The sequence below is a fragment of the Catellatospora sichuanensis genome (assembly GCF_007483665.1).
Lineage (GTDB): Bacteria > Actinomycetota > Actinomycetes > Mycobacteriales > Micromonosporaceae > Catellatospora > Catellatospora sichuanensis.
Map to the genome: position 1 here is coordinate 40,161 of NZ_ML660191.1, position 20,874 is coordinate 61,034.

Annotated in this window: 17 protein-coding genes; 10 read left to right on the plus strand and 7 right to left on the minus strand. The window is 71.2% G+C overall.

All coding sequences use genetic code 11. From position 1 onward, the window contains the following. The first annotated feature begins 8 nt into the window (after positions 1 to 8). The 3 genes from FLL47_RS12915 (at position 9) to FLL47_RS12925 (ending at position 4,391) form a co-directional block, all read left to right on the plus strand. A complete protein-coding gene (locus tag FLL47_RS12915; protein ID WP_281286706.1) occupies positions 9 to 1,343 on the plus strand; it encodes an aldehyde dehydrogenase family protein in 1,335 nt (444 codons plus the stop codon). A 66-nt stretch (positions 1,344 to 1,409) separates the two neighbouring features. Then, the gene (locus tag FLL47_RS12920) at positions 1,410 to 1,895 is read left to right on the plus strand and encodes a hypothetical protein (protein ID WP_144120753.1); all 486 of its coding nucleotides are present in this window, start codon (positions 1,410 to 1,412) and stop codon (positions 1,893 to 1,895) included. 162 nt (positions 1,896 to 2,057) lie between these two features. Then, on the plus strand, positions 2,058 to 4,391 hold the full coding sequence (locus FLL47_RS12925; RefSeq protein WP_144120754.1) for a cellulose binding domain-containing protein: 2,334 nt from the start codon (positions 2,058 to 2,060) through the stop codon (positions 4,389 to 4,391). 163 nt (positions 4,392 to 4,554) lie between these two features. Here FLL47_RS12925 and FLL47_RS12930 read toward each other — a convergent pair whose 3' ends face one another. The 3 genes from FLL47_RS12930 to FLL47_RS12940 form a co-directional block, all read right to left on the minus strand. Beyond that, positions 4,555 to 5,328 carry a hypothetical protein gene (locus FLL47_RS12930; RefSeq protein ID WP_144120755.1) on the minus strand — a complete coding sequence of 258 codons (774 nt, stop codon included), beginning with the start codon at positions 5,326 to 5,328 and terminating at the stop codon, positions 4,555 to 4,557. An 84-nt stretch (positions 5,329 to 5,412) separates the two neighbouring features. Further along, complete coding sequence (locus FLL47_RS12935) at positions 5,413 to 5,934, minus strand: GNAT family N-acetyltransferase (RefSeq protein ID WP_144120756.1); 522 nt, start codon at positions 5,932 to 5,934, stop codon at positions 5,413 to 5,415. Positions 5,935 to 6,262: 328 nt separating this feature from the next. Further along, complete coding sequence (locus FLL47_RS12940; protein ID WP_222106053.1) at positions 6,263 to 8,743, minus strand: DUF7617 domain-containing protein; 2,481 nt, start codon at positions 8,741 to 8,743, stop codon at positions 6,263 to 6,265. Between the two features lie 221 nt (positions 8,744 to 8,964). On the opposite strand from FLL47_RS12940, the gene FLL47_RS12945 reads away from it, so the two are divergent. Beyond that, positions 8,965 to 9,684 carry a sulfotransferase-like domain-containing protein gene (locus FLL47_RS12945; RefSeq protein ID WP_144120757.1) on the plus strand — a complete coding sequence of 240 codons (720 nt, stop codon included), beginning with the start codon at positions 8,965 to 8,967 and terminating at the stop codon, positions 9,682 to 9,684. Between the two features lies 1 nt (position 9,685). On the opposite strand, the gene FLL47_RS12950 is transcribed toward FLL47_RS12945, so the two are convergent. Further along, entirely contained in the window at positions 9,686 to 10,585 is a 900-nt protein-coding gene (locus FLL47_RS12950) for an aminotransferase class IV (protein WP_144120758.1), read from the minus strand. A gap of 197 nt (positions 10,586 to 10,782) precedes the next feature. On the opposite strand from FLL47_RS12950, the gene FLL47_RS12955 reads away from it, so the two are divergent. Together FLL47_RS12955 and FLL47_RS12960 are read left to right on the plus strand one after the other, a co-directional pair. Then, positions 10,783 to 11,454, plus strand: coding sequence for an acetoacetate decarboxylase family protein (locus tag FLL47_RS12955; protein ID WP_144120759.1), 672 nt, complete (start codon positions 10,783 to 10,785; stop codon positions 11,452 to 11,454). A gap of 23 nt (positions 11,455 to 11,477) precedes the next feature. After that, the gene (locus tag FLL47_RS12960; protein WP_186315697.1) at positions 11,478 to 12,269 is read left to right on the plus strand and encodes a toll/interleukin-1 receptor domain-containing protein; all 792 of its coding nucleotides are present in this window, start codon (positions 11,478 to 11,480) and stop codon (positions 12,267 to 12,269) included. Positions 12,270 to 12,329: 60 nt separating this feature from the next. On the opposite strand, the gene FLL47_RS12965 is transcribed toward FLL47_RS12960, so the two are convergent. Next, the gene (locus FLL47_RS12965; protein ID WP_144120761.1) at positions 12,330 to 14,123 is read right to left on the minus strand and encodes an SIR2 family protein; all 1,794 of its coding nucleotides are present in this window, start codon (positions 14,121 to 14,123) and stop codon (positions 12,330 to 12,332) included. Between the two features lie 228 nt (positions 14,124 to 14,351). Between FLL47_RS12965 and FLL47_RS12970 the strand changes: the two genes are divergently transcribed. The 4 genes from FLL47_RS12970 to FLL47_RS12985 all read left to right on the plus strand — a co-directional run bounded on the left by FLL47_RS12970 (position 14,352) and on the right by FLL47_RS12985 (position 17,869). Next, on the plus strand, positions 14,352 to 15,335 hold the full coding sequence (locus FLL47_RS12970; protein WP_144120762.1) for a cation diffusion facilitator family transporter: 984 nt from the start codon (positions 14,352 to 14,354) through the stop codon (positions 15,333 to 15,335). Between the two features lie 56 nt (positions 15,336 to 15,391). Then, positions 15,392 to 15,730: an ArsR/SmtB family transcription factor gene (locus tag FLL47_RS12975; protein WP_425457689.1), complete on the plus strand. Its 339-nt coding sequence runs from the start codon at positions 15,392 to 15,394 to the stop codon at positions 15,728 to 15,730. A gap of 208 nt (positions 15,731 to 15,938) precedes the next feature. Then, the gene (locus tag FLL47_RS12980) at positions 15,939 to 16,937 is read left to right on the plus strand and encodes an Acg family FMN-binding oxidoreductase (RefSeq protein ID WP_144120764.1); all 999 of its coding nucleotides are present in this window, start codon (positions 15,939 to 15,941) and stop codon (positions 16,935 to 16,937) included. 158 nt (positions 16,938 to 17,095) lie between these two features. Next, positions 17,096 to 17,869, plus strand: a complete 774-nt coding sequence (locus FLL47_RS12985; protein ID WP_144120765.1) for a DUF899 domain-containing protein — start codon at positions 17,096 to 17,098, stop codon at positions 17,867 to 17,869. Between the two features lie 193 nt (positions 17,870 to 18,062). On the opposite strand, the gene FLL47_RS12990 is transcribed toward FLL47_RS12985, so the two are convergent. Next, positions 18,063 to 18,917 carry a hypothetical protein gene (locus tag FLL47_RS12990; protein WP_246157864.1) on the minus strand — a complete coding sequence of 285 codons (855 nt, stop codon included), beginning with the start codon at positions 18,915 to 18,917 and terminating at the stop codon, positions 18,063 to 18,065. 74 nt (positions 18,918 to 18,991) lie between these two features. Next, positions 18,992 to 20,821 (minus strand): choice-of-anchor B family protein, encoded by a 1,830-nt coding sequence (locus tag FLL47_RS12995; RefSeq protein ID WP_144120766.1) that lies wholly within the window; start codon positions 20,819 to 20,821, stop codon positions 18,992 to 18,994. Positions 20,822 to 20,874: the final 53 nt, after the last annotated feature.

Sequence of the window (20,874 nt, forward strand, 5' to 3'; positions counted from 1 at the left end):
AACCGACGATCCCGCCGGCCGCTCACCGCGGCCGGCGACGGCAAGGAGAACGCATGAACGTGTCCACCGCGGTGTCGCAGGCCGTCGCCGCCGCACCGCACCTGGCGTCGCTCAGCGGCGAGATGCGCCGCACCATGCTGCACGCGTGCGCGGACGCGCTCGCCGCGGCGGGCGGCGAGATCGTCGCGACCGCGTTGGAGGAGACCGGGCTGACCATGGCCCGGCTGCGCGGCGAGCTCAATCGCACCACCGGCCAGCTGCGGCTGCTCGGCGACCACGCGGCCAAGCCGTGGCGGCGGGTGTCCGCCGGGGTCGCCGCGGGAGGCGGTGACGTGGTGACCGTGCCCGTCCCGGTCGGACCGGTCGCGGTGTTCGCCGCGTCGAACTTCCCGCTCGCGTTCGGCGTGAGCGGCGGCGACACCGCGTCGGCGCTGGCCGCGGGGTGCCCGGTGGTGGTCAAGGCGCACCCGGCGCAACCGCGCACCGGCGAGCTGCTCGGGCAGATCCTCGCCCGCGCCCTGCCCGACGGCGCGTTCTCGCTGGTCGCGGGCGGGCCCGAGGTGTCCCTGGAACTGGTGCGGGCAGCGGGGATCCGGGCGGTCGGCTTCACCGGTTCGCTGACCGGCGGCCGGGCGTTGATGGACGCGGCCGCGGCCCGGCCCGACCCGATCCCGGTGTACGCCGAGATGGGTTCGCTCAACCCGGTGCTGGTGCTGCCCGGCGCGGCCGTCCCGGCGACCGTGTCGGCGCTGGCCGCGGCGGTCACCGGTTCCGCGGGACAGCTGTGCACCAAGCCGGGCCTGGTCGTGACCGGGTCGGCGGAGTTCGCGGACGAGCTGGCGAACGCGGTCGCGGCGGTGCCGGTGCACCGGATGCTGACCGCGGGAATGGCGCAGGCGCACGAGAAGTGGCAGGCGCGCGCGGCGGCGGCGCACCGGGTCGTCGCGGGTGCGGGCTCGCCCGCGCCGTTCGCGGTGGTCGTGGACGTCGACGAGCTGGCGGGGGAGCTGATCGAGGAGCACTTCGGGCCGTCCGTGGTGATCGCCGTCGGCGCCGCCGAGGACGTGCCGTCCCGGCTGGAGGGCTCGCTGACCGCGTCGGTCTTCGCCGACGAGACCGACCGGGACGCGGCCCGCTCGCTGCTGCCGGGGCTGCTGGCGCGGGCCGGACGCATCGTGTGGAACGGCGTGCCCACCGGCGTCGCGGTCTGTGACGCCATGCAGCACGGCGGGCCGTGGCCGGCGACGTCGGCGTCCTGGTCGACGTCGGTCGGCACCGAGTCGATCGAGCGTTTCCGCCGCCCGGTGGCGCTGCAGGGGCTGCCGGCCGATCTGGTGCCGTGACGGGACGTGTCGGGATGGCGTCGAGCACGGGCTTGGCAGGTTCGGGTGGCCCTACGTTGCCGAGGCATGAGACTCCGAATCGCACTCGTCGCCGCGGTCGCGGCGCTGGCATCCGTGCTCGTCGCCCCGGCCGCGGCCCACGCCGCACCGGACGACCTGGCCTGCTCCGCCGTGGGCAGCTACAGCCGCTACGTGGGCGGCACGCCGAAGACGTTCTGGCTGGTCGGATCGGTGGGCAGCTACCGCTACTGGCAGGTGGTGAACGCCGGCTCCGGCTACTACCAGAGCAGTTACGTCGTGCGGTGCAGCGGTGAGGCGATCGCCGCGTCCGCCGACCTGGCCGTGAGCGCCACCGGCGGCGACCGCTGCGGCTCCACCACGACCAGCCAGTACCGCTACGTCGGCGCGCAGGTCGCGCTCGTCGCCCACCTGCCCTACCCACTCGAGTACGACTACCGGTACTGGCACGTGTACCGGTGGGTGAACTCGGGGTTCTTCGGGTTCTGGACCTACGACCACTCCGAACTCGCCGGGTGCCCTTCGCCGTTGTGACATCGGCCTTCAGCTGCGCATACACATATATGTAAGATCCTCGGCGTCCACGTATGTGGACGCCGAGTCAATTTGTGTCTGCCTATTGACCAGCTGGATTCATGTCAGCAAACTGTTCGATCACAGGAGTCCATTGGAGACCCCCATCCCCGGAGGCACCTGATGTCTCGACGATCCGTCCCCAAGCCGATGCTGGCCGGAGTCACCGCGGCCCTGCTCACCACAGGGCTGCTCATGGCGGTGCCCGACCGCCCGGTGCCGACCCCCGTCCTCGCGCTGACCACACTCGACCTGTCCGCCGCCAACCGGCGCGCCCCGATCACCGGCCTCTACGACTGGTCCAAGGCCGGCTACCGGGGCGGCGCGAACCTGCCCGGCACCGCCGAGACCAACCCCGACGCGGCCTGCCAGATCACCCCGGCCGAGCTGGCCGCGACGTACGCCGTCACCCCGAACGACGGCGTCGACGACTCCACCGGCCTGCAGGCCGCCATCGACGCCGTACGCACCGGCTGCTCACCCGGCGCGAGCTACACCAAGCTCTCCCTGATCACCCTGCCCGCCGGCACGCTCAACGTGTCCCGCCAGCTCGCCGTCGACGCCGACTACCTGATCATCCGGGGCGCGGGCAGCGGCACCGGCGGCACGAAGCTGGTGTTCCGGCCCGACGCGAACACCCGCTACGACGCGCTCACGGCCGACGGCTCGGACTGGGACGAGGACGGCATGACCTCGGGCTCGGCCAAGGGCGGCTGGATCTGGCCCGGCCGCGGCCTGTTCCGGGTGCAGTCGCGCGGCGTGCACACCAGCTACGCGAGCGAGTACGCCGCCGCGCCGGCCAACCGCAAGGACCTCTTCGAGGGCACCGTCAACGTGCACTGGAAGGCCGGGCTCAAGCTGCGCGGAAAGACCGGCGACACCGGCTTCGCCGCCCGCACCGGTGACACCGTCGTGCACCTGGCGACCAGCGGCTCGCTGAGCGCGTTCACGGTCGGCGGGCTGGTCAACATCCGTGCTGCGAACTCGCTGAACTTCTACGCCCAGCAGGACGTGACCCCGGCCGACGGCACCCTGCAGAACATCCACATGCGCCAGCAGATCTTCACCATCACGGCCGTGAACAGCACCAACCGCACCCTGACCCTCGACAAGCCCCTGGAGTACGACGTCCCGGTCACCTCGACCTCCGACGGCAGCGCCGCGATCGACGGCACGGTGTACGACTCCAAGGCGGCCCCGCTGGTGGACCCCGTGCTCGGCGTCGGGTTCGAGAACTTCGCCCTCACCCAGGACATGCCGGGCCTGAACGCCGCCGACGCGGTGCACAACTACGGCAACATGTCCCCGGCCGACGAGATGCACGGCATCGTCTTCAAGTGGGCCGCCAACTCGTGGGTGCGCGGGATCAGCGCGCAGATGACCGGCTCGCACCCGATCGTCACCGAGGAGGCCTACCACCTGCAGATCGTCGGCAACTCCCTCGACGGGTCCTGGAACAAAGGCAAGGGCGGCAACGGATACTTCCGCGGCTCGCGCGTCTGGGACTCGCTGTATGCCGGCAACACCTCGCGCAACCTGCGCCACTTCACGTTCCAATGGTCGTCGTCGGGCAACGTCGTCATCGGCAACGACTTCGACTCCGACATCAACCTGCACGGCGGCTGGGAGCGCAACAACCTCATCGAGCTGAACACGGTGACCGTGCCGTTCCAGCACCGCTCCGCGAGCTGCACCGCCAACTGCGGTGAGGAGGGCGGCGGCGGCACCGACGCCTCGACCTGGTTCCCGATCTGGTGGGGCGCGGGCAAGAAGGCGGTCAAGTGGTCCGGCTCCACCGGCCCGCGCAACGTCTTCTTCAACAACACGATGTCCAAGCAGGTCACCGCGGGCGCGGCCTACACCGCGTACTACGCCGACCATCAGCGGATCTACCAGTTCGGCTGGAGCGGCACCGGCTGGCAGCACCTGGACCAGGCGGGCACCCGCATCCCGGACTGGGCGGGCCGCGAGCAGCTCGACTACACCGGTGGCCACGGCGTCGACGCCACCCGTACCGACCCGGCCGCGTCGCTGTTCCTCAAGTCGCTGACCGGCGCGCCCAGCCCGTCCCCGACGACCGCTTCCCCGAGCCCGTCCGCCCCGGCGTCACCGTCGCCGTCGCCGTCGCCGTCCAGGTCGTCGAGCCCGTCGCCGTCCGCCCCCGCCGGCTGTCTCACCGTCCGCACCGTGCAGCCCTCGGCCTGGGGCAGCGGCTACGGCATGGACGTGTTCATCAAGAACAACTGCGCCACGGCGACGACGAGCTGGACCGTCGAGTTCGATCTGCCCGCAGGCACCACGGTCAGCAGTTCCTGGAGCTCGACCCGCACCTCGACCGGCCAGCACCACAAGTTCGTCAACGTCGCCTACAACGGCGACATCGCCCCCGGCCAGGAGGAGTCCTTCGGTTTCAACGCCGCCGGCACCGGCCTCCCCCTGAACATCACCGCCCGCTGACCGTACGAAGCAGGGGCACCTTCTTATCGCTCTGCGTGTAAGAAGGTGCCCCTCGGGGCTGCCGGACCACCACTCGTGAGCGTTGTCAGGTGCACGCCTCGTTCGCCCGGAAGCCGTGTCGCGGCACGACCACTGGGCCGGCGCTCGCCGGGCAGCGACCAGGTCAGTGCAGGCCTAGCTGCGGGTAGAGCGCCTCCGGCGCGGGCGTCGCGCCCGGCGGCGGTGACACCGTGACCGGCGCGCCGAAGTCGCTGTAGCGCAGCGTGGCGCTCGGCGCTCCGCCGGTCGCCGGAATCAGGAAACTGACCAGCCGTCCCTGACCATCCAGCGAGGCGCGGAACGGATGGCTGCGCATGCTGTCGGGGAACTGCTGGCCCTTGGTGAGCCGGAAGCTGATCCCGTTGCCGGTGCCGACCTTGCTCAGGTCGATGGTTCCGGTGATCTCGGTGCCGGCGATCTCGGCCGTGACGACCGCGGCGATCAGCCGCGCGGAGCCGCCGGGATCGTTCTTGCCCGGGGCGAAGCCCATCTCGAAGGTCGGCGGCACCTTCACCGGGTCCAGGCTCAGCCAGCCGTCGCCGACACCAGCAACCGCCTGTGTCTTCATGAACAGGGCGTCATCGATCATGCGGATCTCGCTGTTCCTGCCGTTGGCGGAGATGACCGCCTCGCCGCGTTTGTGCAGGTTGTCCATGTGCGACCGGGTGGTGATCTGCCCACCGGCGATGTCGACGTCGGTGCGGAAGCTGGTCTGGTCGATGAACTTCGTGCCCGCGCGCAGCAACTCGATCACGGAGGCCGTCGTTGCGGCGTCGGCGCTCACGACCGGTGCGGGCGTCGGCGCGGCACCCTCCTCGCCGGTGTTCCATCTGATCGAGCAGGCCGTGGTCAGCAGTGCGCCGATGAGCGCCCCGGCCACCAGCAATCGTGATCTCATGGCCGGAGAAGGTATCGCGGGGGCGCAATCCTCGCTGTCCCGCCGCCCGCCGGCCGAGGCCGCCGACGGCGGGACGGCGGAAGGTCACCGGTCCAGAGTGATCCAGTAGCGCCGCACGCGGACGTGTCCGGCGTCGCGGACGCCTTCGAGCAGGCCGCCCTGGCTCTCGATGGTGCGGGCCGAGGCGAGGTTGTCCACCAGGCAGGGAATGAGGACGCGGTCCAGGCCCAGCACGGTGCGCGCCTCGCGGAGCATCTCGCCGAGCGCCCAGCTCGCCAGCCCGCGGCGGCGCGCGGAGGGGCGTACGCCGTAGCCGATCTGGCCGAGGTCGTCGTCGTACTTGTGCCGCAGGGCGATTCCCCCGAGCACCCGGCCGTCCTCGACGATCCACCGGCATGAGGCGTGCTTCTCGTCGGGGCAGGGCTCTCCGGCCGCATGGTCCAGCCGGCGGCGCTCGTGCACCCAGGCGGCGAACCCGTCGGGAGAATCCAGGTCGTCGCCGGGGCCGATGCCGAAGCCGTCCTCGTGGAGACCGGGTCCCCAATCGTCGCGGCACTCCTGGAACGCGACGTACATGCTGGTGGTGGGCGTTATCAGTTCAGGCATGCGGGCCACCGTAGTCATGCTCCGACCCTTCGGCGAGCCCTCCGATTCGGTTGTGGATGATGCCCACAGCTCGCCGTTGCCTCCAGGAATGCCATCCCGTTCAGGGGAGTACGAGTGTGCATCGCTGGGCGCGCGTCGGTGAACCCAGGGACCTTGAAGGGCGGTCCGATCGGAGTCGGCCCCTGGCGCGAGACTGCATCCCGGCGGCCATCGGTGTGATCTGCGCCACAGAAGGAGTCGCGGCACCCGGACAGGTGCCGCGACTCCCGGTTCTACGGAGCGTTTCCGCTGCTCTCCGCCGAGGAGCACCCGGCGGGGAGGATCAGGATCAGCGGTCGCGCAATTCCGCGGCCCGGTCGGGGGAGCCGAGGATGCACAGCAGTGAGCAGGCCGTCGCCGACGACGTGCCCGACGTGCTCGGCGGCGTTCCCGAAGGTGCGCCGGCCGCGCTGTAGTCGACACTGGCCGTGTTGGTCAGCGGCAGCAGCAGCAGGAACGTCGAGCAGTGGATCTGCTTGCTCGCCCCGGCGGCCAGGGTGAACGTCCCGCCCGCGGTGACGCAGCCCGGCGCGACCGAGTCGTTGACGGTCACCCCCACCGCGTCGACCGGGCCGGAGTTGGTCACCGTGATCCGCCAGTACGCCGTGCCGAGGATCCCGAGCAGCCCGGCCGGGCTGACCTTGCCCCATGGTCCGACGCCGCCCGGTCCGCACCGCGAGGCCCGGCTGTCCTTGCAGATCTCCTTGTTGACGGTGATGTTCGGCTGGCAGGCCTGGCCGGGGTTGATGGGCTGCTGGACGGTGTTGGAGGTGAGCGCACCCCCGGCATCGGTGCCGGTGGCGGTGTTGGACACGGAGTACACGCCACAGTCGCTGCTCAGCTTGGTCTGGAAGCAGATCTGCGGCGGGTCGCCGTCGAAGCCCGCGACGAGGTGCGGCTCGTTGCCGCCGCCGAAGTCGTCGACGTTGAGCAGCCGCAGGCTGGCGTCGATGACCAGGGCCGGGTGCGTGCTCGGCGAGATGCCGGACAGGTCGACGCTGCCGTCGGCGGCGAACGGCAGGGTCGCGATCACCGTGTTGTCCGGCTTGCTGATGGTCGCGGCGGAGTTGGCCAGGTCGATGTTGGCGATGTCGATGTCGACCAGGCGCGCGTCCTGGTAGCCGGAGATGTGCCCGGAGGCCCCGTCGCAGTAGAAGTCGGGCGTGGCCAGGGTGAGCGACGCCCCCGCGCGGAAGCAGGGCGACGCGCCGGTGATCGGGTCCATGGAGAAGAGCAGACCCGCGTCACCGAGCCCGAGGAGGCACTCGCCGGCCTCGTCGTAGTCGTAGCCGTAGTCACGGGTGTAGCCGCTGCCGCCGACGCCCGGGTGGGTACGCGGGAAGGCCATGCCGGCGCAGGCCGCGTCGGTGTTCCAGTCCCAGCAGCCGGTCGCGCCGAGGATCGGCCCGTTCCAGAACGGGAAGTAGCTGCGCAGGTGCCCGTCGGGACCGGTGATGACCTTCGGGTTGAAGGTGTACACGCCGTTGGGCATGGGCGGGAACGCGGGCGGGGTCAGGGATGCGCCCGCGATCGTGTAGCAGTGCAGCTGGTAAACCCCGTTCGCCGGGGGCACGCACACGCCCTCGTCGTCACCGGTGGTGGTGTACGTGGTGAAGATGCCGTAGGTGATCAGGCCTGCCGGACCGGCGGCCTTGGGGGTGGCCCAGCCGGTGCAGGCGCTGTTGGTGGCCGGGTCGAAGCAGGCGAGCTTCGCGCCACTGGTCGGCGAGGAGGAGATGAAGATCTTCCCGCCGGCCAGTGTGGTGGAGCCGAAGAACTGCAGGACGGTGTTGGGAGAGGAGTCGCTGTGCGGTGCGACGATCCCGGTGTACGGCTGCCCGGCGCACGGCGTCCGGGTGGACATGGTCAGGCAGAGCACCGATCCGTTGGTGGACGCGGCGTACAGGTTGCCGTTGGTGTGGGCCAGTCCGGCGATGTTGTTGCTGGCCGACGGGCTGCCGCCGGTGGGGGTGAGCGGGAAGAAGCCGCAGTTGGCGCGGGCATCCAGGTCGAGGCAGGCGACGCCGAGCGCGGCGGTGGTGTGGGCGGGGAAGTAGACGACTCCCGGCCGCTCGGGGTCGAAGACGAACTGCGGGGCCATCGGGCTGCCCAGGTCGCCGGTGCTGCCCGTGCCGAGCGGCCCGGCGGTGCTGTTCAGCGGCCGCGGCCAGGGGCCGCCCGCGCAGGGCTGGGCGGTCAGCAGGTTGATGCAGACCACCTTCGGGGCCGCCGGTACGAGGTGGTGGTAGATGTTCCACGACTCGACCGCGCCGTTGGCCGACCGGTAGAGCACCGGGGTGAACCCGTCGCCACCGGTCGCGGTGGTGGTGGGCTGCACCGGCGGCAGCAGCAGGCGGGTCAGGCTGGTGCCGCCGGGCTGCAGGTCGGGATTGGTGGCGCGGACCGCGACCGTGCCGGACGCCGGTTCGGTGGTCGAGAACGTGCTCCCGTCGGTGGACCAGGACTTGACCCAGTCCGGCGGCACCCGCAAAGAGCCGGGCACGAGCGCCTGGCCGGAGCCGATCGGGTCGGTGACCGTCACCGAGCCGCCCGCGCCGGGGTCGTCGTAGGACATGACCCAGTTGACGACGTCGCCGTGGTCGGCCGGGTTTGAGCCGGGATCGGTGACGTTCTGCACTGATTTGGCCAATGTGCCCGGTGCCAGCGGCGGCGGGTCGGCTGCCGCCATCACCGCGGGCGGCGCGAAGGTCAGGGCCAATGCGGTGGCCAGGAGCAGGATGGGCCGGGTACCGACCTGTGATCGTGGCACGGGGACGCCTCTCTCGAGGGGAGCCGTGGCGTGTGTGCGGGCGGTGGCCCGTCACGGTGCGCCAGGTAGTGGACGCCGACCGTAACCCGCTTAAATGTGTGGATTGATGAATGAGATCATGAATGGGCACCCTCTTCACCGGTTCGAGTGTCGTGCCCGGCGTGGCGCCGCCCGCACGTCGGTGATCATTGGCGGGTACGCTGCGTCACGAGGAGGCGGCGATGGTGACTCGAGTGGCGATGTGGTCGGGGCCGCGCAACGTGTCGACGGCGCTCATGCGCAGCTTCGGTGCGCGGGCGGACACGCTGGTCGTGGATGAACCGCTGTATGCGCACTACCTCGACGTCACCGGCCTGGACCACCCGGGCCGTGCCGAGGTCCTGGCGAGCCAGCCGCGGCGCTGGCAGGACGTGGCCGCGGCGCTCACCGGCCCGCTGCCGCCCGGCGTCGACGTGTACTACCAGAAGCACATGACCCACCACCTGCTGCCCGAGATCGGCCGTGGCTGGCTGGCCGAGCTGGCCAACGCGTACCTCATCCGCGACCCGGCGCACGTCGTCGCGTCGTACGCGAAGGTGCGCGGCGAGCCGACGCTGGCCGACCTCGGGTTCACGCAGCAGGCCGAGATCTTCCGGGCCTACGGCGGCCCCGTGGTCGACGCCGCGGACCTGCTCCGGGACCCGGCCGGGGTGCTGGCGAAGCTGTGCGCGGCGCTGGGCATCGGCTGGGACCCGGCGATGCTGAGCTGGCCGTCCGGCCCGCGCGACACCGACGGCGTGTGGGCGCCCCACTGGTACGCCAATGTGGAGTCGTCGACCGGCTTCGCCGCCTACGACCCGTCCCCGGCCGTGGTGCCCGACCGGCTCCGCCACCTGGTCGACGCGGCCCGGCCGTACTACGACGAGCTGCACGCCCACCGGCTGACCGCCGCCGCGGCGTGACTCAGACGACCGGGGTGCCCGAGCTGCGGGCGTGCGCGAGGTAGACGTCCGCCAGGCGCTTGGTGACCGGGCCGATCGCGCCGTCGCCGATGACGCGCCCGTCGATCTGCACCACGCCCGCGATCTCGCCCATGGTGCCGGTGCAGAACACCTCGTCGGCGGAGTACATCTCGGCCAGTGAGATGTCGCGCACCTCGACGTCGATGCCCGCCTCGGCGGCCAGGGCCAGCACGGTCTCCCGGGTGACGCCCTCGGGGCAGGCGACCGTGCGCGGGGTGGCCAGCTGCCCGCGTACCACCGCGAACAGGTGGGTGGCGTTGGTCTCGGCGACGAAGCCGCGCCCGTCGAGCATCAGCGCGTCGTCGGCTCCGGAGAGAGTGGCCTCCATCTTCGCCAGGATCGAGTTGATCAGGTTGTTGTGGTGGATCTTCGGGTCGAGCACGTCCGGGCCGGGGCGGCGCACGCTGGAGGTGGCCAGCTTCAGGCCGCCGGTGTCGTACACGGGTGCCTTGTGCTCGGCGAGCACGATCAGCGTGCAGCCGGACTGGTTGAGCCGCGGGTCCATGCCGCTGGTGACCTTCACGCCGCGGGTCAGGGTGAGCCGGACGTGTACACCGTCGGTCATCTCGTTGGCCCGCAGGGTCGCGGTCAGTGCCGCGGTGATCTCCTCGTCGGAGGGCACGGCGGCGAAGCCGAGCGCGGCGGCCGAGCGGCGCAGCCGGGCCAGGTGCGCGTCGAGGGCGAAGATCCGGCCCTGGTAGAGCCGCAAGCCTTCCCATACCGCGTCACCGCCCTGCACGACGGAGTCGAACGGGGAGATCCCCGGCTCGTCGCGGTGGCGCAGCACGCCGTTGACCCAGTACTTCAGGTCGGCGTTGCGCTGGTCGTAGCGCTGAAGCATGGCGGAATCCTCCCGGTGTCGACGCCCCAAGGAGATCATGTCGGCCGGTCGGGCGTCGAGGGGACCCACCCGCCGCCGGTGACGCAGGTCGACGCGGTGCTATCGGTATGTCGACAGTAGTCGATATTCGATTGCCGGGCAGGACGTGCGGCTCGTAGCTTTCTGGCTACACACAGCAACGTCCAGGAGAGTTCTCGATGCCTGATCTCGAAGCCCCTCAGCTCGTCGTCAACAGCCGCATGCTCTACTTCGGCTGGGTGCCCGCCGACCCCGACGCGGTTGCGGCGCTGGTGCCCGGGGGCCTGAAACCCATGGCCAACCGCCAGGTCTTCATGAACCAGTACGTGGTCGACTCCCCGGAGCAGACCTCCGGTTTCGGCGCGTACTCGCTGACCTACATCGGCCCCGACCTGGAGGACGCGTACGCGCCCGACGGCGTCACCCCCGGCCGCTGGTGGACGCACTACTTCAACTCCAGCGCGGTGGTGCGCGACTACGCCTCCGCCCGCGGCGTGCCGGCCACCGTCGGCACCACCGCCATCGAGATCCACGGCCGGAAGCTGACCGCGACCACGACCTCCGACGGCGTGCCGGTCATCCGCACCACCGTGCGAGTCGGCCCCCAGCTCGGCGAGACCGCCCGCGGCCAGCTGCGATACCTCACCGAGGTCGACGGGAGGTTCGTCGCGGGCAACTACCCGTTCATCTCCGAGCCGGTCGCCGACTTCGAGGTCGAGAAGCTGGAGTTCCTGGACAAGACCCATTCCGTGTACGCGCTGCGCCCGGCGAGCCCGCTGGAGGTCACCTGGGGCTTCTACGCCCCGAGGGCCTCGTTCGCCTACCCGGGCGGTGAGTCCATCCTGGATTGAGCCCGGCAGCTACCATGCGGCGCATGAGCGGGCCGGTGTTCATCAGTTTCAGTCGTGAACACGACGCTGCCTACGTCGGGCGGCTGGCCGCCCACCTCGTGGCAGGCGGGCTGTCCATGCGGTACGACACGCAGCCGATGACGGACGGCTGGTGGTCCACCTACACCCGGGCACAGCTCGACGGCAGCTCGGCCGTCGTCGTGGTGATGACGCCCGCCGCGTCGCACGACGGCTGGGTCGCCCGCGAGATCGACCACGCCCGGCTGCTCGGCCGGCCGATCGTGCCGCTGCTGCTGGCGGGCGAGCCGTTCCCGGCGCTGTCCGGGTACGCGCACGAGGACGTCACCGGCGGCCGCCTGCCCGGCCCGGAGCTCGTCCGGCGACTGCACAGGGCGCTCGGCAACGTCCCGCCGCAGGCGGCCGAGCCCACGGCGAGCAGCGCGTTCACCGTGCCGATCCGCGGCGGCGCGACGGGCCTCACCGTCGGCATCGAGGTGCGCGGCGCGATGTTCATGCCGCTCATCGAACGCGGTCAGGCCGTGCCGTGCGCGCGTACGGAGGTGTTCACCACCGCTGACGACGACCAGCCCGTCATCCAGGTGCGCGTCTTCCAGGGCCAGAGCCCGGCCGTCGCCGCGAACGAGTCCCTGGGCGCATACGAGCTGCTGCTCGAACCGGCCCCGGCCGGCGTGCCGCAGATCGGGGTGAGATTCGAGGTGACGGAGTCGGGGGCCTTCCGCCTCACCGCCGCGCACGCCGACGGCCGCGAGGTGCCGGTCAGGCTGCTGCCGGGCAAGGCCACCGCTTCTCACTGAACCGCGCGTGCCGACGACGGCGCACGAGCGGGTGCGACCGGCCTGATCCGGTCGCGACGGTCAGCCGTCCTGTCCGCGCAGCTGTTCGGCCAGGGCGGCCAGTCGGCGGCCGTAGGCTTCGCCGTCGCGGCGGCCCAGCGGCGTACGCTCCCAGATGTCGCGGTCGGCGTTCTCGCGGAAGTCGGCCTCCCAGTACAGGGTGCCGTCGGCCGCCCACTGCGAGTCCACGGCGAACCCGCCCGGTGCGGGCCCCAGTCCGTCGCCGACCCCGAACAGCGACTGCGCCAGCGCGGTGCGGTATTCGGTGCGGTGGTAGAGCTGTAGGAACGAGTCCTCGTCGCCGACCAGGGGCAGCAGCACGGGCAGGGTCTCCTCGCGCAGCAGGCGGCTCTGCGGATACTGCCAGGTGACGCCCTGCCAGCGGGGGAACGCGTTGACGGTGTCGAAGTCGAGCACCCGGCAGTCGTGCAGCGCGTCCATCGCGGCGACCGGCCGGTGGCCGTTGCCGGCCCGGATCCGCCAGGTCGGCCGGCGCAGCAGCCGCAGCAGCACGTCGTCGTGGTAGGACGCGACCGCGGCCAGGCTCGCCGTTTTCAGTGCCAGCAGCGCCGGGTAGTGCTGCAGGTCGGTCCAGCGTGGGTCCGGCTCGCCCTCGGGGCGGCGGCGGGCGCGCATGAGCTGCTCGATGACGCGCACCCACAGGGCGGTGTGCTGGCGGTCGCGGTCGAGGTAGACCCCGTGGGCGAGCAGCCGCATCAGGGTGTCGCAGCGGGCGCGTACGTCGTCATGGACCCGCTGCCAGGTCGCGGGATCCTGGGCGGGTGGCTCGGGCGGCATGGTGCGCAGGTAGTCGCGCAGCCGCCGGATCTCGGTGTCGAACAGGTCGGCGACCTCGATGTGCTTGACCGGGTCGGGCAGCAGCCGCTTGAGCCGGGCCACCGCCATGGCTTTGGTCAGCGGCGGGTCGGCGAGGTCGTCGAGGGCTTCGAGCCGGTTGACGAGGTCGGGGAAGAACTGCTCGGCGGCGGCGCCGGTGATGACGTGGGCGCGGTGCTGCGCCACGAGGCGCTTGGCGATCTGGCCGAGTTCGCCGCGGGACGCCCAGAACAGCGGGTAGCGCCGGGAACGGGTGCCTTCGAGGGCGGCGACCAGGCCGTGGTCCCAGTCGCCGGACCAGCCGTTGACGATAAGGCCGTATTCGTCGAGCACGCGTTCGAGCAGCCGCTGCCATGGCGCGGAGTAGGCGCTCAGCTCTTCGACGGTGTTGAGCTGGTCGGTGCGGGCGTAGTCGCCGTGCAGTTTGATGACGGTGCAGCGGGCGTGGGGGAGCGGCTCCATGCCCTCGATCGCGGCGGGGCTGGCGATGACCTGCGGGAAGATGCCCTCGGCTTCGAGTGCCTGTTCGATGAGCCGGTCGAAGTTGGTGGTGATGATGACGCGCACCGCGCCGCGGGCGACCAGCGCGGCGATGGCGCGGTGGGCGGCGCCGGGGACCTTGACGCCCTGCTGGCGCTCCTCGGCGGTGGGCTCGAAGAACGATGCGAGCAGCGCCCGCCGTGCCGCGGGGGTGCTGGCCAGCGATTCCAGCAGCGCGGAGTAGCCCAGTGGTGCGCCGTCGCCGTGTTCGGTCCACCACTTCTCGATGTCGGCGTCGGTGGGCATGGCCTCCCCGGCGGCGGCGGCGACCTTCGCGACCAGTGCGGTCACGACGCCCCAGCCGGTGGGCACGCCGGCCGCCGTGGACGTGCCGGAGCCGAGCAGCAGGGCGTACACGCCGGGTTGTGCGTGTACGGCGGTGGCCAGGCTGATCCGGGCGTCGAAGACGGGTCGGCGGGGGGCGAGGAGGTCGTCCATGGCGGCAACCATAGACATCCGTGGCGACAGAGTGGGGAGTGCGTCCGCGGGCCGACAGCGCGCAGTCGTGTCATTGCGTACGGTGGTGCGGCGATGACATCCGTTGCCATGTTCATGTTGCAATGAATTCATGGTTCGCTGTACTGTCGGCGTGCCGCGCGCGTCGGCGACACTATTTCCGCTGCTGGGGCGCACGATGTCAGCATTCCGGGCACGAGGTGGACGACGATGCATGACGACCATGGGCACCACGGGCACAACCGCGACGGGCACGCTCATGAGGGGCGCGGCCACGACGGGCACTCGCACGCAGTGAGCCGCGACGCCGACCGGCGCTGGCTGGCCATCGCGCTGTCGGTCATCGCCGCGTTCATGGCGGTCGAGGTCGTCGTCGGGGTCCTCGCGCAGTCGCTGGCCCTCATCTCCGATGCCGCGCACATGCTCACCGATGCCGCCGCGATCGTGCTCGCGCTGGTCGCCATGCGGTTCGCCGCCCGGCCCGCCGGCGGGCGCTACACGTTCGGCCTGGCCCGGGCGGAGATCCTGTCCGCGGCGGCCAACGGGCTGAGCCTGCTGCTGCTGGCGGGCTGGCTGGGCTACGAGGCGATCGCCCGGCTGGCCGAGCCCACCGAGGTCACCGGGTGGATGGTCGTCGTCACCGGCCTGCTCGGCCTCTCCGTCAACGTGCTGGCGGCGTGGGCGATCGGCAAGGCCAACCGGTCCAGCCTCAATGTCCAGGGCGCCTACCAGCATGTGCTGATGGACATGTTCGCCTCGGTCGCGGCGACGGCTGCGGGCCTGGTGGTGCTGCTGACCGGCTGGGCGCGCGCCGACGCGGTCGCCACGCTGGTCGTGGTCGTACTCATGATCAAGGGTGGCTGGACGCTGCTGTGCGAGTCCGGCCGGGTGCTGCTCAACGCCGCGCCCGCCGGGGTGCGTCCCGAGGTGATCGGGGTGGACATGCTCGCCACCGAGGGCGTCGTCGAGGTCCACGACCTGCACGTATGGACGATCGACTCCGGGCAGGCGGCGCTGTCGGCGCACGTGCTCGTCGACGAGCCCGCCGACTGCCACCTGGTGCGCCGCGAGCTGGAGCGGCTGCTGGCGGCGTCGCACGGGATCACCCACACCACCCTGCAGGTCGACCACCAGGTCCGGGAGAGCGCCGACGAGCACTGCGAGTCCGCGCACGGCCAGGTCCACCGCCGCTGAGGGTGTACACCAGGCGATTTGTTCATCCTGCGATGTACTATTCGGCCGTGGACACGATCGCCTCGCCGCCGACGTACGGGCAGGTGCTGGCCCGCTTCGGGCACGCGCTGTCCGACCCGACCCGCGCCCGGCTGCTGCTCGCCCTGCGCGACGGCCCGGCCTACCCGGCGGACCTGGCCGACCTGCTCGAGGTCAGCCGGCAGAACATGTCCAATCACCTCGCCTGCCTGCGCGGCTGCGGCCTGGTCGTCGCCGTGCCCGAAGGCCGCCGCTCGCGTTACGAGCTGGCCGACCCCCGCCTCGCCCACGCCCTCGGCGACCTGCTCGGCGTGGTGCTGGCCGTCGATCCGGCCGCCTGCCACGCCCCGGAGACCGGCGACCTGCTGCGAAGCTGACCCGTACCGCATAGACTGAAGGAGCCTCGCTGTACGCGTCCGGAGACCGTGCGGCGGGGCTTTCTCATGTCACGGATAGTGCGAACCTGCTGCACATGGCAGGTCCGGGCGGGTATTCGTAGGGAGCAGGGCCGGTGCGGCCGGGGCGCCCGCGTTTCGCCTCCGGCCGCGGCGGCCACGGGCTGACGAGGCACGGGAGGCAGCCACCATGAACACCACCGCCGGAGAGCACGACCGGTCGCCCGCGGCCGCGTACGCCCAGGCGGCCGAGGCTGCCGGCCGCGCCCCCTCGATCCACAACACCCAGCCCTGGCACTGGCAGGTCCACGCCGACCGCCTCGACCTCTACGCCGAGACGTCCCGGGCGCTGCCCGGCATCGATCCCGACGAGCGGATGCTGCTCGTCAGCTGCGGTGCCGCGCTGCACCACGCGCAGGTCGCGCTGCTGGCGCAGGGCCACACGGTCGAGGTGCGCCCGCTGCCGGACCCCGCGCAGCCGGCACACCTCGCCACCCTCACGATCAGCGGCGACGCGCCGGTGACCGCGGAGGCCGTACGCCTGGTCCAGGCGCTGCGGTTGCGGCACACCGACCGCCGCCCGACCGTCGACACCCCGGTCACCGCGGAGCAGGTCGACGAACTGCGCCGGATCGCGGGCGAGTTCGGTGTGCATCTGCACCGGCTCACCCCCGACCAGGTCAGCGAGCTCGCCGTGGCCGTGTCGCACGCCGAGGAAGCCGCAGCGGCCGAACCGGCCTGGCAGGCCGAGACCGCACGCTGGACCGGCCCCGGGCGTCCGGCCGGCGCCGGGATTCCGCCGGAGGTCCTGCCCGACAAGCGTCCCGAGACCGATGTCGGCGAGCGCGACTTCGGCGCCCGTGGCGCGCTCGCCGTCGGCGGCGGCCACGACAAGTCCTCGACCTACGTCGTGCTGTTCGGCGACGGAGACGACCGGGCGGCGTGGTTGCGCGCCGGGCAGACGCTGTCCGCGGTGTGGCTGCACGCCACCGGCCAAGGGCTGGCCGTGCTGCCGTACAGCCAGGTCATCGAGATCGACGGCACCCGGGCGATGATGCGCCGCATCCTGTCGAACCTGGGATACGCCTACATCGTGCTGCGGCTCGGCGTAGCCGATCCCGACCATGCGCTGCCCGGCCACACCCCGCGGCTGCCTTTCGACGCCACCACCACGGTCGACCCGGGCTGAGCACGCGCCGGTGCGCTCGGCAGCCCGACGTGGTCCGTGCAGGCTCAGCTTGCGGGCGCTCCGACCGATGAGTTTCGGCGGTGTCGCTCGTCTGTACTGGTGACCATCGTAGGACGTACCTACGAAACGACCCGGCATGAGACACCACGGAGGACACCATGACCACCACGCACACGACCAACGCGCTGCCCGGCCGACCGCCTGTGGCCGACCTGGCCACCTGGCAGGCCGCCCGGGACGAGCTGCTGGTCCGGGAGAAGGCCCACACCCGCGAGGGCGACGCCATCGCCGCGGCCCGCCGCCGGTTGCCGATGGTGGAGTTCGACGGGACGGTCGAGGTCGTCGGACCCGACGGCCCGGTCCCGTTCCTGGACCTGTTCCAGGGCCGCGACGAGCTCGTGGTCTACCAGCACATGTGGCACGACGGTGCGCCGCACCAGGGGCAGTGCGAGGGCTGCACCCTCGCGGCCTGGCACCTGAAGGACGCCGTCTACCTCAACGCCCGCGGTGTCTCGTTCGCCATCCTGACCACGGGCCGCTGGGACGAGGTGGCCTCCTTCGTCGATTTCATGGGCTACACCCAGCCCTGGTACTCGGTGCGCGACGTGGCCGCGCCGGTCGGCGGGGAGATGGGGAACCTGACCTGCTTCCTGCGCGACGGCGACCGCACGTTCCTCACCTACTCCACGACGGGCCGCGGCACCGAGCAGGCCAGCTCGTCCTTCGCCCTGCTCGACATGACGCCGTACGGCCGCGGCGAGGCATGGGAGGACAACCCCGAGGGCCGGCCGGAGGGCCGGAACCCGTGCTGGTACTGGCGCTCGGACGCGGACGGGAACGCCACCTGGGGCCCGACCAGCCGCCCCGTGCCGCAGTGGACGCGGCCCGGCGCGACGCCCGTGGAGACTCTCGGCCGGCACGGCCACCACTGACGGTTCATCTCGGGACGCGGCTTGCATGCGGTTCCCGGTACGGCCTGACCTGGATGACCGCAGAGATGCGCGATCCGGGATGGGTGCCGCATGCCTGCACGCTGCCCACAGCCGTTGCGCCTGGCCGAGTTCGAGGCCCTTGTTCGCCGGTTCGATGCAGGCGTGCGACCGCATCGAGACACCACCGCGCCGATCAGGTGACGAACACGGTGAACGCCGCCCGGTGCACCTGGCCGGCGACCTTGAACTCCAGGTAGAGCCGCTGCTCGCCGCGGTTGGCGAACTCGACGTGGAAGGTCAGCGTCGCGTCGGGCGCTTCGGCGGCCGCGTGCGCGTGGGTCAGCGCGAGGGTGCGCACCTCGAAGGCCGACATGTGCGCCATGGCGCCGAGGTGTGGCTCCAGGACGGGCGGTCCGGCGGCCGAGGAGACCCGGAACCGCAGCAGCTCGCCCCGTGCTGCGCGCAGGTGGGTGACCCCGTCCAGCCTGGTCAGGGTGAAGCCGTCCGCGGTCGCGGCCGGGGCGGGCGCAGGCAGCGGAGCCAGCGCGGTGTCGCCGGTGATCAGGAAGGGCAGGCCGAGCACCGTCGGGTGGCCGAGGGCGTCCTTGCCGCGCGGGACGAATTCGGCGTAGAAGCGGTAGGCGCCGCCGTCGGTGACGTCGACCTTCGTCGACCAGGTGTCGCCGACGAGTTCGGGGTGCAGGTGCCGGTAGTTGCTGGCGTCGTCGCGTACCAGGTAGAGGTGTAGTTCTCTGGTCTGGATCGTCTCGTAGGTGCGCAGTGGCAGTCCGTCGGGGCCGAGGATGCGGAAGGCGACCGGGATCGCCTTGCCACGTTTGGTGGGCAGGGTGACGGGCTGGATGAGGTAGCCGTCGTGGCTGTCGGACAGCCCGTCGCTGTGCATGAACGGGGTGGGTGACGGCGAGGCCGCGGGCGCCGCGCCGGACGGGGTGGCGGGCAGCTCGTCCAGCACGTACCCGACGGTGATCGCACCGGCGGTGACGAGCACCAGGTAGGGCAGCAATCGTCGCCATTTGCCAGCCGGCACGGCAGGTCCCTTCGGGCGAGGGGTTAGGAAGGGCACCTTCATCTACGCATAGCGATGTGAAGGTGCCCTTCCTTTCACTGGCGGGTGATGGTGACGTCGTCGACGCCGGCTTCGAGCAGGCTCGCGCCGGACAGGTCGGCGGCCTGGACGAGGATCTGGACCGATTGGCCGGCGTACGCGGAAAGGTCCCAACTGCCGGATGTCCAGGCACCGTTGCGGTTGGACGCCGCTCCGGCCTGGTTGAACAGCTGCGTGGTGCCGCCGGAGTGGACGACCGAGACCCGGAAGTAGTCGGCGCTGGAGGCGTTGCTGCCGTGCGCCAGATACCAGGACATGTTCAGCCTCAGCACGCCGGTGCCCGGCAGGGTGACCGACGGCGAGCGGACGCTGCTCACGCCGCCGTCGAGGTCGTAGGTGCCCGCCGCGGAACCGGCCAGCCGCCCGGTGACCAGGTCGTTCACGCCGCTCACCGTGGTGCCGAGCTGCTTGGTGCCGCTGGACGTGGTGGCCGCGGGGTCGCCGCGCTCCCAGGCACCCGAGGTGGCGGTGTCGGTCCCCGAGGGGTTGACGGTCCAGCCGGTGGCGGTCTCGAAGGTGTCGCTCCACACCGTGGTGACGGGCGCGCCCGGGTTGTGCTTGACCAGCACCAGGCCCTGCTCGATGCCGCTGATCGCGATGGTGCCGCTGGCGAAGAACGGGTAGACGTTCCAGGCCCCGTTGAAGCCGGTGTTGTTGGACGCGGGATAGATGTCGAAGTACGCGATCTCGCTCAGGGAGTTCGAGGCGATCCCGGTGATGTCCAGGATGCGCAGGCCCGCGCGGTAGCTGGCCTGGTAGGCCTTGGTGCCGATGATGTACAGGTTGTGGTCGGTCGCCTGGATGGTCGGCGACACGTGCACCCCGGTGTTGACCGGCGCGTTGAGGTCGGACACGTTCCAGATGAACGTCTTGGTGCCGGGCAGGTCCGAGTCGGTCTCGTCGTCCATCAGCAGCCGGGCGTGGTCGCCGGTCAGCCAGCCCTGGTGGGTGTATCCGACGCCGACGTACCCGGTGCGCGACAGCTGCACGGGCGCGGCCTTGTTGGTCACGTCGACGATGGTCAGCGTGTCCACGTTGTAGTTGAAGCAGATCTCGTGGTTGGCGTAGGCGGTGTCCGGCCCGTGGTAGACCACGCACTGGTTCTCGTGCACGTAGCCGTCGTTGCTGACGCAGCCCGCGTTGACGGGCACCTTCGGGTTCTGCACGTTGACCATGTGCACGCCGCCGCTGCAGGTGTTGGTGCCGACGGCGTAGATGAAGCCGGTCTGCTCGTTGACGGCGAGCGTGTGCGAGTTGCCGAAGCCGGTGTAGCGCGCGTCGGCGGCGAACGTCTGCGGGGTGGTGACGGTACGCAGCCGGGTGAGGTCGAAGACCTGCATGCCGTGCGAGCTGATGGAGTCCGCGCCGATGTAGGCGTGGTTGGCGTAGACCTTGATGTCACGCCAGGAACTCGACGTGCCGTTGTAGGACGGCAGGTTGCCGAGGTAGACCGGGGCGGTCGGCACCGTCACGTCGACGAAGGACGCACCGGTGCTCCGGCCGAAGATGATGTACTCCTTGCCGGTGGCGGTGTCGGTCCAGCCCCACATGCTGTTGCCGTTGCCGCCGCCGATCGAGCCCAGCGGCAGCACGCTCAGCAGGTCGACGTTGCTGCACGGGTAGGAGCCGGCGAACCCGCCGACGCACGGCGTCGCGGCGAGCGCGGCGGCCTCGGCGCGGACCGGCGCCTCGTAGTCCTGCATGATGCGCCGCACTTCCTCGCGGCCTTCGGCGCTGTTCGGGTCGTGTGCCCAGGCCGAACCGGCGGCCAGTGTCAGTGCCAGAACTCCCGCTACGAGCCCAGCTGTTCGCAAGGTCTTTCGCATGGCGCGGTCTCTCCCCTCGACGGTGGAGTTATCGTCACATGCGAATGTTTCAA